The sequence below is a fragment of the Bacteroidota bacterium genome, from assembly GCA_037133915.1.
Taxonomy (GTDB): domain Bacteria; phylum Bacteroidota; class Bacteroidia; order Bacteroidales; family CAIWKO01; genus JBAXND01.
Genome location: JBAXND010000002.1, coordinates 1 through 19,013, shown reverse-complemented (window position 1 = coordinate 19,013; position 19,013 = coordinate 1). Strand labels below are relative to the sequence as shown.

Genomic DNA, 19,013 nt, shown 5'->3' with positions numbered 1-19,013 from the left:
TTTCGTCTCCTTTTTGATATTTTTTCAGCTTCAGATATTGTCTATTTTCTTCATTTCATGAGATTACATTTCGTACCACTTAATGAAACCGTGCGCGTTACCTTTATTTTAAAATTGAAAATAAATGAATTTCACTTCGGTATCAGAAAAACCAAGAACAGCTATTGTAAGCAACAGATAAATCAGCCAACGCAAAGCCGCAGGAAAATTGCCAATCTGCATCGGAAACTCCTTTTTTTTCTGAAACCATTCAATGATAACAAAAACCGCAATGTACAAACCACATCTGATTGAAGTAGAGGGAATTGCCAGATAATTCCTGCTCAGTGTGGCCTTTAGATATGCAAAAGCATCATGAAAATGCTCCAGCCTGAAAAACAGCCATGCAATCATTACTATTAAAAAAGTGAGCAGTATCTGATACGCATCGAAAAAACTGTATTTAATCCTGACCGAAAGTGATTTGTTTTTCTTCCGCTTTTTAGGTGGAAAAATTATCTGCGGAATAAAATAGGCGCCGTTCAGTATTCCCCAAAAAGCATAATTAAGCGTTGCTCCATGCCAAACGCCACAAATAAAATACGTGAGTAACACAGCTAAAATTACACCGGTTTTCCCCCAGTCGCGCGTTTTTATAACAAGCGGGGTAAATATCATTTCACGCAACCAGCTTGTAAGTGAAATGTGCCAGCTGCGCCAGAAATCCGCAATACTTTTTGAGAAGTACGGATATTTGAAATTCGCCATTAATCTTATTCCCAGAAGTTTTCCGGAACCGATGGCAATATCAGAATATCCCGAGAAATCGCAGTAAATCTGGAAGGCATAAAACACAAGACCGGTAAAAAGTGTGATGCCGTTATATTGCCCGTAATTCTGGAATATTTTATCTGAGTAAATGGCACAAGTATTCGCGATTACAACCTTTTTAAAAAGACCCCATAATACCTGGCGCAGGCCATCAACGGTCATCTCGTAATTAAATACTCTTTTAGCCGAATATTGAGGGAACATATTCGAGGCACGCTCAATAGGTCCGGCAATAAGCTGAGGAAAAAAACTCATGAAGGCAAAATACACAACAGTATTTTTTTGCGCCTGTACATTCTTTCGATAAACATCCACGCAATATCCGAGTGCCTGAAAGATATAGAAACTCAATCCAATTGGCAAAACAATGCGCAACGATTCGCGGTGAGCGCTTATTCCTATTGAAGAAAGCACATGGATGAAGGGGTCGATAAAAAAGTTGAAGTACTTGAAAAATGCCAGTATTCCAATATTGAAAATGAGTGAGAGCCATAACATTCCTTTGTTGGAAGGGCTATCGGCCCTGTCTATCAGTAATGCAAACCAATAATTTGAAATACTGACCAGAAAAAGCAGTAGCGTAAGCTGCCAGTCCCACCAGCCGTAAAAGACATAGCCGGTAAAAACGAGAAAAATATTTTGAGCGACATGACTTTTGCCTAAAATAAACCAATATACCGCGAAAACAATCGCTAGAAACAGCGCAAACGTAAAAGATGTAAAAAGCATTTTCCGGTATTCTTAATCGTTAAAAGGTGCGCTGATTTTAGTGTTACAATTTACTATTGACAGCTTCAAACATCTGACCGACATTTTTCCAGCTCATTATTTCGGCAGTACTGAATTTCACCTTATAATGCTTTTCTATTGAAACCACCAGATTCATGTGTGAAAGAGAATCCCATCCATCTATATCATTCGCAGTAGTTTCGCGTGATATTACAATGTCTTCGTCGTCAAAAACATTGCAAAAAATGGCGTTCAGTTCTTCGAGTGTGGTCATTTATATACTGTTTTGATCATCCATTGTTGATACATCGCCGGCATCCTCGCCCAGATATTTTGCTTTGAGCACCCGTCGTAATATTTTCCCGCTTCTGTTTTTAGGAATAACGTCAATCGGGATTATTTCTTTTGGTGTGGCAATGGTGGAGAGCTTATTCGACAAATATATTCTAATTTTCAATTCAATATCCTCATTCCAGATAAACTGTTTTTTGATGTTCACAAAGGCAATAATTTTCTCCCAGAGTAATTCATCCGGGACACCAATCACTGCCGACTCGGCCACCTCATCCATTGCGAGCAGCGCACTTTCAATTTCGAAAGGGCTGATGAGGTGCCCGGCAGTATTGATGATATCATCATTGCGACTCATAAAATAGAAATATCCCTTTTCGTCTTTATACGCCAAATCGCCTGAGTAATAAAATCCATTTCTGAATTTATTTTCATAAACCTCTTTATTGTTGAGATACATGGCAAACATGGAATCCCAACCGAGCCTGAGGCAGAGATTGCCGGCTTTTCTTACAGGAAGTTCATTGCCCTCATCATCGCAAATAGCGGCATTGATATCGCCCCATGGCTTTCCCATAGATCCGGGAATAATTGTTTGCCCGGGGCGGTTGGCAATCATAATACTGCCGGTTTCCGTCTGAAACCAGGTATCATAAATTTCTTTTCCCAATACTTTTTGTGCCCAAAGATTAATTTCGGGATTGAGTGGTTCGCCCACGCTGAAAATATGTTTCAGTTTTGACAGGTCATACTTTTTAAATAATTCTTCGTCTTCTATCATCAGCATACGGAGCGCGGTGGGTGCGGTGTACCACACTGTCACCGATTCATCCTGCAGGAGCTGCATCCATGCCGCAGCATCGTATGTTCCGCCAAAATGAATCTGACTCACGCCAAGGCTCCACGGACCAATAATACCGTATGATGTTCCGGTAACCCAGCCCTGATCGGCAGTACACCAATAAATGTCATCGGAAGTAAGCTGCAGTATTTCTTTGGCTGATTCACGAATTGTATTCAGAGCACGGTGGAGGTGTTGCACTCCTTTCGGCTTACCGGTTGAGCCGGATGTATAATGCAGTACCGACGGGCAATCGGGAGCTGTTTCAGGAACAACAAAAACATCGGAAGCATTGTTGACTAATTGCCGATAGCTTAAAACCGTTTCATCAATGTGTTTATCAATGTCGGTGATAAAAATATATTTTAATGAAGGAAGCTTTTCGCGAATGCGGACAATCTTTTTATAAAGGCTCTTTTTGGTAATTACAGCCTTCGCTCCGGAATCACCAAGGCGGTCGATGAGTGCCTGTTCGCCAAAATTTGAAAACAATGACCCGGCGATTGCATTTATTTTTAAAATCCCGATAAAGGAAAAAAATGTTTCGGGGCACTTGGGTAAGAATGAAACCACGATATCTTTTTCGCCAAAGCCCAAGTCAGACAATGCATTTGCAAAGCGGTTGCTGTTTGCCTCCAGCTGGTTGAATGTAAATCGTTGTTTTTGAAAATTATGGTCAATAAAGGTGAAGGCATTCCCGGCGCCAAGTCCTGCATTGCAATGGGCGCGGGAACATTGGTGACCAATGTTGAAGATTGGATAGAATTCTGCGTCCTTCATTAAACTTCTTGTTTAACCATACAACGTATGCAGTTTCTGAAAGTCAACGATTTGTTTTCCGCGTTTCAATTGATAATAAAATAAACTCTTAGATTCTTGAATCCTAAACATTTGATATTTATTATCAATTCACAGCGACAATTTTGCATGCGATAAGAAGTTTAATCTACCGACGTTTTATTGCAAACTTATCCCTTAATTTCGTCATTGGAACCTCATAGTATTTGTAAATAAGGATTGACATAACAATCGTTAGAATCCAGTAAATACAATACTTCAAAATTGTGCCCAATTCTGCTAAAGAAGACATATCAATATTCTTCAATATCCAATTCTGAATTAGCGAAAGGTGTATTAGATACATAGAATACGACGTTAACGAAATGTATGTTACAATTTTAAAAAGCAACCCCTTTCCCTTACTTAAATCGCTTAATAATGGCAACAGGAACAGGGTTGCCAATGAATTAACAGAAAAACTGAAAACATAGGTATACATTACAAAACCGAGTCTGGGAGTAGAAAACTGACTAAAAAGAAGAATTGAAATACCTAAAAGGAATAATGGCAGTTTATATCGCAGCCAAAGTTCTTTTCTGTAAAAAGCAATGTACGCACCTATTACTCCATACATTAGTGAATCCAGCCTTGTAAAGACCTGTTTCCTAAATAAAAGGTCCCAGTCATTTACACCAATTTCGCTCATGCTGTAAAACCGGTACATTCTGAATGCGGTAACTACGACTAAAATTGATAGTGCAGTAAATAGAATGGATCCCTTGTTATTAAAAACCTTAAGCATCGCTAGTCCAAAAATAAAAATTGGTATCAGAAGATAAAACCACTCTTCTACACTCAAGCTCCAGGCTTCGGGGAAAAACCAACTTGGATGAGCATAATAAAGATTCTGTGAAAAGAAAAAATACCGGTTAATACCTCGCACGGTAATATTATCGGCAAATATCAGCGACAATGCTGTAAGGATAATCAAAATAAGAAAATAGTTTGGTAGTGTTCTATACCACCTCCTTTTCCAAAAATTAAATAATGAGCGGAAAGATGCACCCTGCTTTTCCAGATTCTTTGTAAAAATACCTCCAATCAAATAGCCACTTAAAACAAAGAAAATACTAACCCCGTCGAAAACGATTATCTCTATATATTGGCTAATGGATTTAGGAAGAAGAAGATTCCCATGTCCGACTACTACAAATAATATTGCAAGGCATCGTAAAATATCGAGTCCGTAAATTCGGTTGTCATCAATATCAATTTTCAGTATATTACTCATCACTATAATTTCAAATATTAATAAATTAAGCTGTCAGTGACCTTTATTTTCAAACTATTTGAGGAACCTGAAAAGGGTTACTGAAATTAATTTCCAACTATTAATAATATAATTATTATTAAAGAAAATAAATATAATCATTCTCCTTTTACTATTTAGCTATTTTTTTCCACATATCCACCTCTTAATTATTCGCGGAATTTTAAGTATTGAGTTGCCAATCCTGAAATCGAATGATTTTTTTATGTTTTTGATTTCATGGTATAAATTAAAATAATTCTGAGACAGTAGCATTGCATGCTTGTTATAAATGTAAGATTTTAGATGGTCGATATTTCTATTTGCCACTTCATATGTTCGGCTAGCGTAATTAACCCGTATTTCAAACAATATTTCATTAACATGAATAAATTTCCATCCTTTTTCGTACAATGTCAGCCACAGATCCCAATCTTCGAGGCCTAACTTACTAAGGTACTCATCAAACCCACAGGCATCAATTAATGCCTGTTTTCTCATAAGAACGCATAAGGCAATCTGATTGTACATTAGCTGTCTGGTGATATCAAATGCCTGTTGCACCATCAAATTATTTTTCTCACCAAAGTGGCGATAATTGCCATAAACAACTGCCGCTTCCGGGAGCTTAAGTATGCTGCGTACCGAGGATGAGAGAAAGCCCGGGAGCATCCTGTCATCGGCATCAATCAGAGCAAGGTACTCCCCTTTTGCATTTTTTAGTGCCTGATTACGCGCAATGCTGGGTCCGCCATTTTCAATATTTAACACCGTGATACGCTCCTGTGTGGCTAGTTGCCCAAGTACCTTCAGTGTTGTTTCGTCTGTTGAGCCATCATTGATAATGATAACATCAAAAGGCCGATAATCTTGTGACATAACTGATGCCAATGTTTCAGGAAGAAAAGTGCCGTGGTTGTAGCACGGGATAATAACAGTTATATGCGGTGATGCATTATGATTCATTTTTTTGCAAACTATTTGTGTATAAAAACAGCTTTAGAGTCATTGTCAAATTTTTTAAACGCGCTGTTAAGCGGAAAACCTGAAAACAAATGGGCGTTTGACGCGGCCTGGTCATTTTCCGGATCCGTGAAAACCGGCTCTTTGTCGCTATATTTCAGTTTAGGATAAAAATATTTATGGATCACAAGGTTGAAAATCGTCATTTCTTTGTAGCGTTCTGTTTCTGTGAGCAGGATATACTCAATTACCTTTGATAAAAAGAATAGCATTATTTTGCGGCTTCCTCCAGCAATACCAACATTATACAATGGCTGAAAATAGAAAGATGCAGGAGGTGTAAATCCTGAATTTTTCATATAAATATCTATTTCTGCGAGCATCCATCCTGACTGTCTGATCTTATTAGCGTTGTCGCGCCCAATGTAGAAAACCTCATCTTTATTGAACTGAACAAAGGGATCAGCCGTAATATAAACATCGCTAATATCGGTGCAAAACGCCCGCCGGATGTTTGTCTTTGAGATGAACAGGTAATAAAGCATCCATCTTTCATCAAAGATTGCATATTTACCTGCGGTATACTTTCTGAACTGAATTTTATCGGTTTCATATTGCTTAATGAAATCCTCATCAATCCCATCATGTATAATGATGCCGTTTATTTCAAGCTTTTTAATGCTCTTGTACCATGGACTAATATAATTTATATCGGGAATGGATCGCAGTATACCCGACTGCGGATCGATTCTTTTTGTGAAATAGCATGCAAAAACCACCTCTTCCAAATCGAAATCCCGATCAAGTATCTCAATATCTCTGGTAACATCACTGTATTTTGTAAGATAGGCTGGATCTGCATTATGCTCTGACAGTCGGCGCGTAAAACGCATCGCAGACCATGGCCTTCGGATACCATTATACGCAGCTACAATTGCAAATTGCTTAAGCCGGCTTGCTATGCGCCCCAGCTTACCAGTTATTTTTTTATAAATCCCCATCGATCTCCGTTCTTATATCGGTCAGTCGTTAACATCATTTTGCATCTTTAACTTTTGCAAAGAGTATTGTTTCTGTATTATTTGGTGTGAAATGGTCAAGATACAGTTCATATCCCAGATTAAGTTTTATAATGAACTCCGGAATTTCATAAAAATCAACCGGATTATGATACACGGCCACCGCGAGTTTTGGTCTGAATTTTTTTATTGAGTTTATTGCACCTTTTAATGTGTCCAGCTCGGCACCCTCGATATCCAGTTTAATAAAATCAAGTTTTGTAACCTTATGAGTGTCCACAAAATCATCAATTGAAGTAGTACTGATGGTTATGCTGTTGTCAGTCTTTTCTTCCGTAAAATAACTTGAAGCACCATTGTCAATGATATTATAACTTTTCCCGGATTCACCCGAAAGCGCAAGATTTACCAATTCAATATTGGTATTTTGGTTTAATGCAATATTTTTATTGAAAAGCTCAATGTTGGATGGCACAAACTCAAATGCGAAAACCTTTGTGTTTTCTGCTTTGTTGGCAAAATATAGTGCTGTATCTCCCCAACAGGCGCCCCCGTCAATCACTACATCATTATCTTCTACTGCAATGGATTGGGGTTTATAAGCATACTGTTCCACTTTAAATATTGTAACAATACCCATAGTTGTGAAATAACATTTCACAGGTTTATTATAGAAAACAAACTCGTATAAATATAATTTCCAGTTATTATACTTTACCTCTAGTGTCTGATTTTTATCCTGAAGTGCATTCAATTCAACATGAAAATTATTGTATGCTTCATTTTCAAGGCTCAAACGAAAATATTTTGGTCCCATAATCCTGAAAGTAACTACTTCTATTAATCTTTTTTTTGAGTAGTCATCCCCAAGGACATTATACAGATATTCGTATGCTGCAATATCTGTCGCCTGCCTGAACAGTCCGTAAAGCGTATTCTCAACAGAATTTTTACTTGTGTAGTATTTTGATGTTCGCTTCTGAATCTGTTTATCCCAAAAATTACCGGCCGCCTGCTTTTCCCTTATAAAATAATTGTGACTCACAAACCAGCCATCCTGGTGTGTTTCGTATTTATTATTGCTGTTCGTAATGATACTTTTGACCAGTTCTGCAGTAAATGCTGTCATGTTATTGTTGTTAATTATTAGTAATCTTCAAAGATTGATCCCATCCCAATTAATTATTACCCGAGTATGGCCTCAAGCAAAAAGACATTTTTTCTGATATTTCTTTTTTCAGTGATGTAATCAAATTGCCTCTGTCCCAAATCCGATGCATATTGAGGGTTCTGCAATATCTTATACGAGTCTTCCACAAAATCCTTAAGATTTGAATACATCGGAAATACATCTTGATCTGCCTCCCCGGAATCGGGTGTGAAGTTCCAAAAAATCTGGGGAATACCTATACTTGAAAGGTCGAAACTTGCAAAACCTCCCGGCGTTGCATGATATCCATGAAACCAAACTAAATCAAGATCGTCTCTGAGCGCGGTTTCGGTTAAATCTGCCTGATGCCCTTTAAATACTACGTTTTTATTAAGCGCAAGGTATTCTACGCTTCTGGTAAATCCTAACGCAACAGGATCGCCATTCCCATAGACGTTAAGAACAATATCCGTTACTTTATCTTTGAGTAGATGCAGGGCAAACAAAAAAAGATCTATCGGTTTATTTGGCGTCAGACGGGTGAAAATACCAATCCGTTTCGAACCTGTGGTATGTGGCTTCCACAAAGCTTTTTCGTGATTGCAGGCAATTGAAAGCGGAAAAAACGAATGTCCGAAATTTGTAAAGCCGTTCAGTTCAAACGCCACTTCTTCTTTTTGAAAGCCTGAGATGAAATTATACTTTTGCGATTTATTATAGCGATCATAATTCTCGGGCACTTGAACAATTGAGTTGACAATTGCGATATGACATTTCGCTTTTATTTCATCAGTGATCCAGCGTTCAATATGAGGATACGTGTATTCTCCGATACAAAGAATCACATCATAACTATTGAGGAACTGTAATAATGATTCCCGCTCTGGCGGAAGTTTGCGCCCAAGTACCGCGCGCTTAATTCGCTCATTAATTGTCGGTATTCTAATTGTATTGACCTGTTCCAGAAAAAAAATCTCCGTTCCAAGTTCAAGGTGCTTCGAATAATAGTGGTCGTCCCAACTTTGATTCGTACCCAGTCCCCTGAGTGAGAGAATAGATTTAGTATACCTGTCCCTGTCCAGCGCTTTATCGATCTCGTAGAGATGCCGCTGGGCTCCTCCCTGCCAGAACTCTGAAGTTAAAAAAAGGACCTTCCTTTTAGCGGCCATATGTCATTCCTGTTGTAACATCAATAATCAAACTCAGATCTTCATTACTAAGTTCATAAAAAAGCGGCATACGGACCAGCGTGTCGGCATATTTGTCGCAACGGAGCAGACGTCGGCCATCATGTTTGTTAAGATAAAATGGACTTGTATGAAGGCTAAGGTAATGAAATACGGAATATATGCCCTTTTCTTTTAATTTGGCTATAAAGTCTGAACGTTGTTCAATATCCCGGCAAACAGCGTAAAACATATGAGCATTATTCGTAGCATATTCTGGTATAAACGGCAACTGTATTTTCGAATCCTGAGCCCACTTTCTTAAACTATCATCATACCTTTTCCATATTGCTTTCCTTTTCAACTGAATATCTTCAAGTTTTTCCAGTTGCGCCCATAAAAATGCGGCAACAATTTCCGAAGGGAGGAATGATGAGCCTATATCCACCCATCCGTATTTATTTACTTCGCCTCTGAAAAATTCAGCACGGTTGGTTCCCTTCTCCCATATTATTTCAGCACGTTTTTCAAATTCTTTGTGATTAATAACTAACATGCCGCCTTCGCCGCATTGCAGGTTTTTTGTTTCGTGAAAGGAGAAACAACCCAAGTGCCCTATCCCGCCAAGCGGTTTGCCTTTATAAAATGAGTCGATTGCCTGCGCTGCATCTTCAACTACCCAAAGTTTGAACTTTTCAGCGATGGCCATCACTTTGTCCATATCGCAGGCGGCGCCGGCATAATGAACCACTACAATGGCTTTCGTTTTTGATGTAATCAATGCCTCAATGCCTTCTTCGTCAATACCAGGATGATCGCTGCGGCTGTCGGCAAAAACTATTGTTGCGCCCTGTCTTACAAAGGCCACGGCTGTTGATACAAATGTATATGAAGGCATGATCACCTCATCGCCTGCTTTTATATCCAGCAGCAAGGCGGCCATTTCAAGCGCATCGGTACACGAAGTGGTAAGCAGACATTTATTAAACCCGTATTTTTCCTGAAAAAATTGCTGGCATTTTTGGGTGAACATGCCATTACCTGAGATCTTACCCGATCTAACTGCTTGTTCAATATATGCCGTTTCAAGTCCGGTCAAATATGGTTTGTTGAAAGGTATCATAATACACTTTTCAGATTATAAATTTTCTGCGATTAGCTCTACAACTGCAGAAATGCATTATTCTCAATTTTTAGAAATAGTACCATGCTCCATAACTGTTTAATACTACAACCAACAATGCATAGTTATGAATGAATTGCTGACCTTAAATCCAAGCGAAGAGAACGCTCCGTTTACCGGAAAATTTGTTGTAAGGACATTATGTTCCACCCAGTCAAATTTATTTTCCATTCCCCATTCAAGCCCCTTTACCGCTATTTGCTTGAACACATCACGGCCACGGAAAAAGGACGACACGGCACCAAGTCCGCCTGCAGCGTATACCTTATCATCCTTTCGATATTTTTTAAATGACAGCATGCCTGCAACCCGATTCTGATCTTCGGCCACAAAAACAATATCTGCTACCGAACTGTCGAGGCAACTACGCCTCCCCCAGTCAGTATAAATATCAAGACATTCCTTTTTCCCCAGCCGCTCATCTGCAAAATAATGTCCGTAATTTTTAAACGATTCTTCAAGTATAGCAACCACCGATTCCAGATCCTCCGGGATAAACGATCTAACCGTAACTGGATTCTTGAAAATGTTTCCGCAATTCGTCTTAAAATTTGCAAGTTTGTAAGTATAGGTCACCTGACTATCCATGATCCTGAAACCAATATCCTCCAGTTCATTAATCAATTTAAGTTCCGATAGATTTATCTTAGACATAACAAGCTTTACACCATCATTTCGTAATTCCTGAATAATATTTAACGGTGTCTCTGTGTAATCATTGACCTTGGCAATTTTAAACCCAAATCTTTTTGAATCTAGATCGCTTATGTATTGGTTTTCCATGATATAACTATTCCTTACCTTACGCTATTATTTTTCATTTTCTCCTGATACGGCCCATTTAAGCTGCGGCCTCACAATCCCGTTCACTTTCCCGAAATACGCATAATCCCGCTGAATATCGCGCACCTCAAATGATAATATTTCTTTATTCATATACAGTGGACGCATCCCTTCAGTGAAGAAGAAAAGGTTGACCGAATAAATATCGTCATTTAACAGATTGGCAGGGATGGTACAAACAGTCTTGCCTTTTTTCTCGAAGTCTACGCTCACATCTGTCGCAGAGCCAAAAACGATTTGCTCGTGCAAATTCAGCAAGTCAAATGCGATCTTTATTTTTTGCTCCTGCTGCATATTCCAGAACTCAAAAGTGAGGGTTACCTCCTTGTCAACAGCAATATCATCAGGGCTGACATTTACAGTTTTTATCCTGATATTCTCATTGCCAGGCGCTACGTCCGGGTTATCGTAACTGATATTTTTAACCAGATTGCCCGTTCCTAACTTCAAATAATGGTCCACCATATCGTCAGCAGTGCCGGTTGCTTCAACCATGCCCTGTTTGAGCAATATTGCGTTTTTACATAATGACCTTACGGCAGTCATATTGTGACTTACAAAAAGGACTGTTCGGCCTTCGCCGGCTACGTCTTTCATCTTGCCAAGACATTTTTTTTGAAAGTCGGCATCACCTACAGCAAGCACTTCATCAACAATAAGAATTTCGGGTTCAAGATGTGCTGCAACAGCAAAGGCTAGGCGAACATACATACCGCTGCTGTAGCGTTTAACAGGAGTATCTATATATTTTCCAACGCCGGAGAACTCTACGATTTCATCGAACTTTGTTCTGATTTCTCTTTTAGTCATCCCTAGAATGGCACCGTTCAGAAAAATATTCTCTCTGCCGGTAAGCTCTGGGTGAAATCCCGTTCCCACTTCCAGCAAACTCGCGATGCGTCCTTTTATCTTAATAAGGCCGGTCGTTGGAGTCGTTACTTTTGATAGTATTTTGAGCAGCGTTGATTTTCCAGCGCCATTTTTTCCGATGATGCCCAACACTTCACCTTCGGCAACCGCCATGTTAATATCTTTCAGTGCCCAAACATACTCGCCGTCGTTCACATCAAGTGTATTACCAACACCAATTTTCAATGTTGGATCTTCTTTACCCCTAATACGCGCCCAGAATCGGTTCAGATCACCGGCAACGGTTCTGCTGCTTACCAGCCCCAGACGGTATTGCTTGCTTATATTTTCGAGTTCAATTATTTTCATGGGGTTGGGGGTTGGGGGTTGGGGGTTGATTTCTGAGGCTGCAGATTAAGCCATTCAGCATTTTGCCTATTTGATTAATGCCCAAATCCAGTTCCAGATATTTTTCTTCCGGTATATAATGTAATTCCTTTGCCAGGAAAACCAAGTATTTTACTTCTTCTACAGATCCTCGTGCGATGACGAGAAAATGAATGTACTCTTTGTTTGAGAATCTTCCTGCGCCCTCCGCAATATTTGTTGGAATTGAAATACCTGCGCGTAGTAACTGATTTGTGATTCTGAATTCTTCATTTTTAGGAAAACCTGAAGAAATGGAGTAAAGGCTCAACACTAATTCGTGTGAGTGTTTCCAATCCTCCAAGTCTTTAAAACTACTTATTTTATGAGTCATCTGACAGATTCAATAGTTACTTCCAATACTCATTTGTCTATTCACTTCCATCGTTCACCAATCCCTTACCCCTAAACAGTATCCATAAAACTCTGCTCTACCCTGTTAAACATCAATACACCAATACAAAGCACTACTAGTGTAAAAATAGTTGAATATAAAATCAGGTGAAAATCGAGAAGTCCGGTTCCGAGAAATGCGTGACGAAATCCTTCTATGATTGAAGTGAGCGGATTCAGCATGATAACCCTGCGAAGGTTTCCGCCAATAGATGAAACGGAATAGATGACCGGTGTTGCATACATAAATAGTTGCACCCCAAAAGTAAGGAGAAGCGCGAGGTCGCGGTACTTGGTTGTCAGAGAAGAAAAGATAATTCCCAGTCCGAGACCAAGCAGCGCCATCAAAAGAATGAAGTAAGGAACTAATGCCAGAGATGCGTCAAAATGCATGCTGAATCCATTAAAATGGTAGTAAATCAACAGTGCTATAAAAAGAATCATTTGTGTTAAAAAGGCAATAAGACTTGAAATGACTGTTGACAGCGGAATAATAAGTCGCGGGAAATATACTTTTCCGAAAATTCCGGCATTGATAATAAATGTATTAGATGTTTTCGTGAGGCAAACAGAAAAATAACTCCAGGCCACATTTCCAATCATGTAGAACAAAATGGGCGGCAGACCATCTGTAGGGATTTTGGCAATTTTAGTAAACACCACGAACATCATAAGAGTGGTAAGAACGGGTTGCAAAAAATACCATATCGGTCCGAGCACCGTTTGTTTATAGGTCGCGACAAAATCTCTTCTCACCAAGAGCACCAGTAGGTCGCGATAGCGCCATAAATCTTTCAGACGTAAGTCAAACAGACCTTTTTTAGGTCTGATTACTTCGGTCCATTCAGTTTCCTTCATCATAGGTCAATCTTCAATTAAGTGCAAAAATACGGAAAACAGACAAATAAATTCCGGTACTAATGCTGCCCGCCAACAATCAATCTGCTTTTCAAGGTTTCACTACCCTTTTATTGGATTCTATAACCGCATTTAACTGCTTAGAAAAAATGCGTGCGCCCTTATAATTTAGGTGCGCCAAATCACTGTAGCATGAATCGGGTATTGGCAGGGTCGTAAAATCAAGGAGGGAGTCTTTCAATTGTTCTTTCTGAATAATCGTCCAACTTCGTTTCATTTCTTGTACAAGAAAATACTTGTTGAAGGGATGTGCTGGCGGTTTCAGAAGAACAAGCAGAACAGAGTGCTCCTTACATAAATCTGATATCATTTTGAGATAATACAATTGTATGTCTGATTTTGTGAAGGTCCATTCGCGGAAGAAACAATGGTATATGTCTTCATCCACTTTGTGTCTATCCAAAAAATAATACCGACCAAAATTATAATCTCGTATGTCTTGATTGCTGCCAGTAAATGTTTTACAGATTCGTGTAATATTCTTTTGAACGGCTAACTGAAGAGACAAAATATAACCCAGGGGATTATGGAAAAATAATAAGTGTTTTTCATTCTGACCCAATAGATAATTGAATGATGAATTCTTGTCGGTAAGATGTTCTTTTGAATATAAAAAATAAGTTTCGGAAGCAATATCAATATTAGAATACGTGTAATTGAGAAAAACTGTTTTTATCTGAGGATTGTATTCAAACAGATTTTTTAATTTGTAATACGTGTACATATAGGTTTCCCCATTACTAGCCAGATTAACCGAGTGAGGAATCAGGCTGTCGTTCACAGAACAGGCTATATTGGAATCTCCAGCAAAAACAATATTTACATTTTTATTCACTTTGAAAAAGTGCTTTTTACGGAGATTGATCATCTGATCCGACAACAGGTATATGCCGGTAAACAGCATCAGTGCAAATAATGAAAAAAGTGCGATCCGAAAAACAAAATGTTTCATCATGATTAAAACTGAAAATAGATGAATTTACTGCCGGAATATACTCCAGCAAAAACAATAATTGCCAGTGTAAGCAGGTATGCCGGCCACCGTACTGCTATATGTTTACTATCGTAAATTTTAAATTTCCCCGGGAAATATTCATCTCTGATTTCAGAGATAAATAAAATGAAAATCCCGATAAATGCATAGACCAGCGTTTCCCTGTCAACATAAGGATGGCGGAAATCGGTGAAAACTTTTACAAAAACGGTGATGGTCTTTGAGATCGAACCCACAGCTCCACCAAATAGCAAGGAAAAAGCAAAGAGCATATAAATAATTGCGGTATTTAACAAAAGGTACCACCACTTATCCTTCAACCCGAATTTTTTTTCAAACAACGAGCGTCGTTTCATCGTAAGGGCTTCAAAACTCAGCACTGCACCCTGAATCGCGCCCCAGATTATAAAAGTAGTCTGGGCACCATGCCAGATGCCAGAAATAATAAACGTAAGCATAAGTGCCATCATGATTCCGCTTATCTTAAAACTCCTGAAGCTGTATGATAATGGTGTGAACACATAATCAGTCAGCCAGCTTATCAGGGATATATGCCAACGCTGCCAGAATTTCGACATGGTTGTGGCAAAAAACGGGCGATTGAAATTCTGGATCACGTTTATTCCCATAATATTCGCACAGCCAATGGCGATCAGAGAATATCCGCCCAGATCACCGTATACCTGTACCGGGTAAAGTATTGTCGCCATAAGTAGCGAAGTGCCGGGCTGCAAATCAACACTCCGAAATACCTGTTCAGTATAAATCGCAATCCTATCGGCGATTACCAACTTCATAAAATAACCCCACAACATCAGCTTCAGTCCTTTTACGGCAAGAGGATAATTAAAGTTGAGCCGGGCCCTGAACTGGCTCAGCATATTGCCGGCCCGTTCAATGGGCCCCGATAAAACGACAGGAAAGAATGATAAAAACAACGCAACCACAGCAAGATTCTTTTCCACGGTAACGTCCTCATTATAAACATCAATAGCATAGCCTATGGCCATGAATGTATAAAATGAGATACCTACCGGCAATATGAACGTTATATCTGGCAGGAGCCAGTGGATCCCGACCTGCTGAAGCATGGCAATTATCGTATGATTAACCATGCTAAAATATTTGAAAAAGAACAGCGGAAACAGGGTAAGCACAACATCAGCTATCAGCAACCTTTTTTTATTTCTTTCGCTTTTGGCGCGGTCGATTAGCCGGGTAAATAAATATGTTGTAAGAGTTACTCCGGCAAGCAAAATCGCGTATACCGGTTTAATATTGATATAAAAAAAGTAGCTCGCGATAAGGAGGAAGCCCCATCTGACCTTTTGAGGGAGCAGGTAATAAATAATTACTACTGCCGGAAAGAATAATAAAAAATGAAGTGATGTAAAAGTCATAGTTTAGGTTAATGTTCTGTTCCCGTTAAGCTTGGAGTTTATCTTATCTGGAATTTACTATTTACAGCGTCTTTGATTCAATAAGATCTATCAGCACGCCCACATTTTTCAGTTTGTTCAATTCTTTAAGTGATATCTTAATTGCAAAAACGGACTCAACCTGTTTTATCATTAAAACGTGTGTAAGCGAGCTCCAGTCTTCAACATCATTGGCTGTCATTTCGCGGGTAAGCACCAGATTCTCATTATTGAAAATATCCCTGAAAATCGCTGTAAGTTTGCTAACTATTATTTCTTTTTCCATTTTGGCCTAGATAAATTTAGTCATTAATACTTTTTTTCCGGAGGGCAGGAGTTTATCAATACCTTCAGTTAATACCTCACAAACGCGGGTATATTCGAATCCAACCTTGCTATAGGCTTTGATGGCGGCAACGTTATTGGCAAAAACCTGTATGCAAACATCTGAAATAGAATGTGTTGCAACCGCCTTCTGGATGTGAAACTGCAACAATTCGTTTACTAAATTTTTTCCCCGATGCATAGCGTTCACATAAACTAACCCTATACACAATGATCCGGGTGTAAACTCAATGGTAAGTGGTGCAACAATATGGCTTACACTTCTTGCTTTGATAAGGGCTTCTGCCGGCAAGACGAATCCCAGCAGGTTGCCTTTGAGTATTGTTGATGAAATTCCCTCTGCTCCCTCTACCCAAGCACACATAGCAGCGGCAATCTCATTATTTTTTTCGGCGATGGCAAATCCCGACATCGATAATTCACAGCCTTCGATATCTTCACGAAGCATTGAATCTATAGCCCTCTTTGTTTCATCATAACTTAATCCAAATATCGTAGAATATGTTAATACTTCAGTGCCGCTTTTTTCAGCCTCAATAATCGTTTCAACTAAAAAGTCAATATCGGCAAGAATTGCCCGCCGTATTATGTATTCTGACATAATGAACTGAGTTTTTCTTTCAACTTAAGCTTATCAACCTTACTGTTTGAATTCAGCAGGAACTGGGGCTCGAAAATAATCTTTGTAGGAATCATGTAAAACGGTAGTTTTTGCTTTAAATAATCCATCAGAGCAGCAGTGTCGGCCGATACCATTTCAATGAACAGAGCCAATTCAGTATTGCCGCTATCATTGATAAATGGAAGTACCACCACATTATTTCCATTAAGGAAATACCTTGCGTGAAATTCTATTTCGCCCAACTCAACCCGGTAACCCTGAATTTTTACCTGGGAATCAATCCGGCCATACAGCATTAATAAACCATCCGCATCATAATAGCATACATCGCCCGTTCGGTAAAACCTGTGAAGGACCCCTTCTATCTCCTTCACGAAAAAGGCCCGCTGGGTTTTTTCGGGATCATTCCAGTATCCCGGACTGATGTGCCCGCCTGAAACACACAATTCTCCCTTTTCGCCACGCGGAAGTAATTTTTCATCTTCATCAACAATGATCGCAGTGACGTTTTTCAAGGGATTCCCAATAGACAACATTCCATTGAGCGTCTTGTTTACACCGCTTTTTTCCACTTTGTAGCAGGTACAATAGATGGTTGCTTCTGTTGGCCCGTATAGATCATAGATGTCGGCATTGGGGATGCATTGATACCATTCCATGGCCAGATCAGCGGGCGAAGCTTCGGCAGTTAAAATACAAGCCTTCATATCCGGTGCTTCGATCTCATCAAAATAAGGCCTCAGGAACCTGAGCATTGACGGCGCCATCGCACCAAATGTCAGGTTATGGTCCGTGAGCAATCCATATACATAACTGTATTTTATCTGATTATGAGGAATGGTATAAACACACGCACCCCTAAGAAGAGGCGTCAGAAAAGACTGAATAGATACATCGAAAGTTAGATCAAAACACTGTAAACAGCGGTCATTTTCAGTCAAATTGATACCGGTGGTCCAGAAAGAATCTGTGAATGCCCCAAGATTTCCCCTTGATATTTCAACGCCTTTGGGCTTTCCGGTACTTCCGGAGGTAAAAAGTATATAGGCAATGCCGCTGTCGCTAGTTTCCGAAAATCCCTCAATTTGCGTTCCATTGTCGGGCAGTTTCGAAGTTTCAATTAGTGTATAAGCCGAAAAATCAGACGCTATGGATGAATCTAACACCGTATTGATTGCCATTTGCGACAGAATTTCGGTGCTGCGGTCAATAGGCTGATGTGGATGCAAGGGTACATATGCTTTCCCTTCGAGCCATAAAGCAAAAATGGAAGCATAAGTCTCAAGATCATCATTGACCACTAGTCCGAAATACACCCTCTCAGCATCAACAAGCTTTACTGATGTCCGGATTCTGTTTATACAGTCTCCAAACTTTCCGTATTCATAAAATATTTCGTTAATACAGAACGCATTTCTTTCTCTAAAATGTAAAAGTGAATAGAGAAACGGATTTATAATTTGATTTGTAAAAGAATTGCTAGTTGACATGATATAATCCTTTATGGTCGGCATTTGATGGCAAAAGTACTATATTTTTTTAGATGTATTGCTCGCATCACTTGGACTTTATCTCACAGTGACCTTCTTTGGTATTCAAAATCCCATTATTACCGCACGGCAGATTGTGCTTCAACATATTCTCAGCAGCGGTAATCGATGTTTTCATTGTTTGCATTGAACGTTGACATTGTTATTTGGTTGCACACCATTATTATTAAAAACGAATAGATTTGTAATTGTAAATTTTCGCACTGTGCCCAACTCAAAATCTAGGTAAAGGTGGATAAGGAATCATACAAGCATGGTCGAATATTATTTATTTTTTCCCCTTTTTAAGGCTTAGAAATTCATATACTACAGAAATACATATTGAGCCGGCCTCGAAAATAATTGGTGATAAAATATTTTTTTCACTGTTGTCCGGTAAAAGTTTGAAAGAAGCCGAAGCATAAGCCCGGCTTC

General features: G+C 39.2%; 18 protein-coding genes. All 18 read right to left on the bottom strand.

Annotation, left to right across the window (positions count from 1 at the left end; translation table 11 throughout):
- Positions 1–108 precede the first annotated feature (108 nt).
- The gene (locus WCM76_00970; GenBank protein MEI6764178.1) at positions 109–1,539 is read right to left on the bottom strand and encodes an MBOAT family O-acyltransferase; all 1,431 of its coding nucleotides are present in this window, start codon (positions 1,537–1,539) and stop codon (positions 109–111) included.
- 43 nt (positions 1,540–1,582) lie between these two features.
- Positions 1,583–1,813: an acyl carrier protein gene (locus WCM76_00965; protein MEI6764177.1), complete on the bottom strand. Its 231-nt coding sequence runs from the start codon at positions 1,811–1,813 to the stop codon at positions 1,583–1,585.
- Positions 1,814–3,451 (bottom strand): AMP-binding protein, encoded by a 1,638-nt coding sequence (locus WCM76_00960; GenBank protein MEI6764176.1) that lies wholly within the window; start codon positions 3,449–3,451, stop codon positions 1,814–1,816. It abuts the gene before it with no gap.
- Positions 3,452–3,617: 166 nt separating this feature from the next.
- Complete coding sequence (locus tag WCM76_00955; protein MEI6764175.1) at positions 3,618–4,742, bottom strand: acyltransferase; 1,125 nt, start codon at positions 4,740–4,742, stop codon at positions 3,618–3,620.
- A gap of 159 nt (positions 4,743–4,901) precedes the next feature.
- Positions 4,902–5,726 (bottom strand): glycosyltransferase family A protein, encoded by an 825-nt coding sequence (locus WCM76_00950; GenBank protein ID MEI6764174.1) that lies wholly within the window; start codon positions 5,724–5,726, stop codon positions 4,902–4,904.
- Between the two features lie 11 nt (positions 5,727–5,737).
- Positions 5,738–6,724, bottom strand: a complete 987-nt coding sequence (locus tag WCM76_00945) for a hypothetical protein (GenBank protein MEI6764173.1) — start codon at positions 6,722–6,724, stop codon at positions 5,738–5,740.
- A gap of 34 nt (positions 6,725–6,758) precedes the next feature.
- Positions 6,759–7,871, bottom strand: coding sequence for an FkbM family methyltransferase (locus WCM76_00940; GenBank protein MEI6764172.1), 1,113 nt, complete (start codon positions 7,869–7,871; stop codon positions 6,759–6,761).
- 56 nt (positions 7,872–7,927) lie between these two features.
- Positions 7,928–9,061 carry a hypothetical protein gene (locus WCM76_00935; protein MEI6764171.1) on the bottom strand — a complete coding sequence of 378 codons (1,134 nt, stop codon included), beginning with the start codon at positions 9,059–9,061 and terminating at the stop codon, positions 7,928–7,930.
- Entirely contained in the window at positions 9,051–10,181 is a 1,131-nt protein-coding gene (gene rffA, locus WCM76_00930; protein ID MEI6764170.1) for a dTDP-4-amino-4,6-dideoxygalactose transaminase, read from the bottom strand. The genes WCM76_00935 and rffA overlap by 11 nt, the downstream gene beginning before the upstream one ends.
- A gap of 105 nt (positions 10,182–10,286) precedes the next feature.
- Positions 10,287–10,895 carry a hypothetical protein gene (locus WCM76_00925; GenBank protein ID MEI6764169.1) on the bottom strand — a complete coding sequence of 203 codons (609 nt, stop codon included), beginning with the start codon at positions 10,893–10,895 and terminating at the stop codon, positions 10,287–10,289.
- A gap of 156 nt (positions 10,896–11,051) precedes the next feature.
- Positions 11,052–12,302 carry a polysaccharide ABC transporter ATP-binding protein gene (locus tag WCM76_00920; protein ID MEI6764168.1) on the bottom strand — a complete coding sequence of 417 codons (1,251 nt, stop codon included), beginning with the start codon at positions 12,300–12,302 and terminating at the stop codon, positions 11,052–11,054.
- Positions 12,289–12,693 (bottom strand): four helix bundle protein, encoded by a 405-nt coding sequence (locus WCM76_00915; GenBank protein MEI6764167.1) that lies wholly within the window; start codon positions 12,691–12,693, stop codon positions 12,289–12,291. The genes WCM76_00920 and WCM76_00915 overlap by 14 nt, the downstream gene beginning before the upstream one ends.
- A gap of 71 nt (positions 12,694–12,764) precedes the next feature.
- A complete protein-coding gene (locus WCM76_00910; GenBank protein MEI6764166.1) occupies positions 12,765–13,613 on the bottom strand; it encodes an ABC transporter permease in 849 nt (282 codons plus the stop codon).
- Between the two features lie 88 nt (positions 13,614–13,701).
- A complete protein-coding gene (locus WCM76_00905) occupies positions 13,702–14,625 on the bottom strand; it encodes a hypothetical protein (protein MEI6764165.1) in 924 nt (307 codons plus the stop codon).
- 2 nt (positions 14,626–14,627) lie between these two features.
- Positions 14,628–16,064, bottom strand: coding sequence for an MBOAT family O-acyltransferase (locus WCM76_00900; GenBank protein MEI6764164.1), 1,437 nt, complete (start codon positions 16,062–16,064; stop codon positions 14,628–14,630).
- A gap of 61 nt (positions 16,065–16,125) precedes the next feature.
- Complete coding sequence (locus WCM76_00895) at positions 16,126–16,368, bottom strand: acyl carrier protein (protein ID MEI6764163.1); 243 nt, start codon at positions 16,366–16,368, stop codon at positions 16,126–16,128.
- A gap of 6 nt (positions 16,369–16,374) precedes the next feature.
- Positions 16,375–17,028 carry a GNAT family N-acetyltransferase gene (locus WCM76_00890; GenBank protein MEI6764162.1) on the bottom strand — a complete coding sequence of 218 codons (654 nt, stop codon included), beginning with the start codon at positions 17,026–17,028 and terminating at the stop codon, positions 16,375–16,377.
- Positions 17,013–18,365: an AMP-binding protein gene (locus WCM76_00885; protein MEI6764161.1), complete on the bottom strand. Its 1,353-nt coding sequence runs from the start codon at positions 18,363–18,365 to the stop codon at positions 17,013–17,015. The genes WCM76_00890 and WCM76_00885 overlap by 16 nt, the downstream gene beginning before the upstream one ends.
- Between the last annotated feature and the right edge of the window lie 648 nt (positions 18,366–19,013).

Coding starts and splice junctions, on each gene's coding strand:
- WCM76_00935 (MEI6764171.1), bottom strand. CDS start 9,061: ATGGCCGCTAAAAGGAAGGTCCTTTTTTTAACTTCAGAGTTCTGGCAG.
- WCM76_00925 (MEI6764169.1), bottom strand. CDS start 10,895: ATGTCTAAGATAAATCTATCGGAACTTAAATTGATTAATGAACTGGAG.
- WCM76_00955 (MEI6764175.1), bottom strand. CDS start 4,742: ATGAGTAATATACTGAAAATTGATATTGATGACAACCGAATTTACGGA.
- WCM76_00910 (MEI6764166.1), bottom strand. CDS start 13,613: ATGATGAAGGAAACTGAATGGACCGAAGTAATCAGACCTAAAAAAGGT.
- WCM76_00920 (MEI6764168.1), bottom strand. CDS start 12,302: ATGAAAATAATTGAACTCGAAAATATAAGCAAGCAATACCGTCTGGGG.
- WCM76_00965 (MEI6764177.1), bottom strand. CDS start 1,813: ATGACCACACTCGAAGAACTGAACGCCATTTTTTGCAATGTTTTTGAC.
- WCM76_00900 (MEI6764164.1), bottom strand. CDS start 16,064: ATGACTTTTACATCACTTCATTTTTTATTATTCTTTCCGGCAGTAGTA.
- WCM76_00960 (MEI6764176.1), bottom strand. CDS start 3,451: ATGAAGGACGCAGAATTCTATCCAATCTTCAACATTGGTCACCAATGT.
- WCM76_00915 (MEI6764167.1), bottom strand. CDS start 12,693: ATGACTCATAAAATAAGTAGTTTTAAAGACTTGGAGGATTGGAAACAC.
- WCM76_00945 (MEI6764173.1), bottom strand. CDS start 6,724: ATGGGGATTTATAAAAAAATAACTGGTAAGCTGGGGCGCATAGCAAGC.
- WCM76_00970 (MEI6764178.1), bottom strand. CDS start 1,539: ATGCTTTTTACATCTTTTACGTTTGCGCTGTTTCTAGCGATTGTTTTC.
- WCM76_00895 (MEI6764163.1), bottom strand. CDS start 16,368: ATGGAAAAAGAAATAATAGTTAGCAAACTTACAGCGATTTTCAGGGAT.
- WCM76_00950 (MEI6764174.1), bottom strand. CDS start 5,726: ATGAATCATAATGCATCACCGCATATAACTGTTATTATCCCGTGCTAC.
- WCM76_00890 (MEI6764162.1), bottom strand. CDS start 17,028: ATGTCAGAATACATAATACGGCGGGCAATTCTTGCCGATATTGACTTT.
- rffA (MEI6764170.1), bottom strand. CDS start 10,181: ATGATACCTTTCAACAAACCATATTTGACCGGACTTGAAACGGCATAT.
- WCM76_00940 (MEI6764172.1), bottom strand. CDS start 7,871: ATGACAGCATTTACTGCAGAACTGGTCAAAAGTATCATTACGAACAGC.
- WCM76_00905 (MEI6764165.1), bottom strand. CDS start 14,625: ATGATGAAACATTTTGTTTTTCGGATCGCACTTTTTTCATTATTTGCA.